At 41.4% G+C, this 227-nt stretch carries 1 protein-coding gene; it reads left to right on the top strand.

Annotated features, from left to right (window positions below; all coding sequences use genetic code 11):
* On the top strand, nt 1-227 hold a 227-nt coding region (locus HMPREF3046_RS04595), incomplete at both ends, for an E domain-containing protein (protein WP_256278214.1).

The raw sequence follows: 227 nt of genomic DNA, 5'->3' as shown, positions 1-227 counted from the left end.
ACAAAAGATCCAGTGGATGAAATCGTACATTATGGCGGTGAGAAAGTACCACAAGGTCATAAAGATGAATTTGATCCAAACGCACCGAAAGGTAGCGAAGAAGAAGTTCCAGGTAAACCAGGTATCAAAAATCCAGATACAGGAGAAGTTGTAACACCTCCAGTGGATGACGTAACAAAATACGGTCCAGTTGATGGCGATCCAATCATAGAAAAAGAAGAGATTCC

It is taken from the genome of Staphylococcus sp. HMSC070D05 (genome assembly GCF_001815595.1).
In the GTDB taxonomy this organism is placed as follows: Bacteria; Bacillota; Bacilli; order Staphylococcales; family Staphylococcaceae; genus Staphylococcus; species Staphylococcus hominis.
This window is presented reverse-complemented; position numbering and strand designations above follow the sequence as displayed.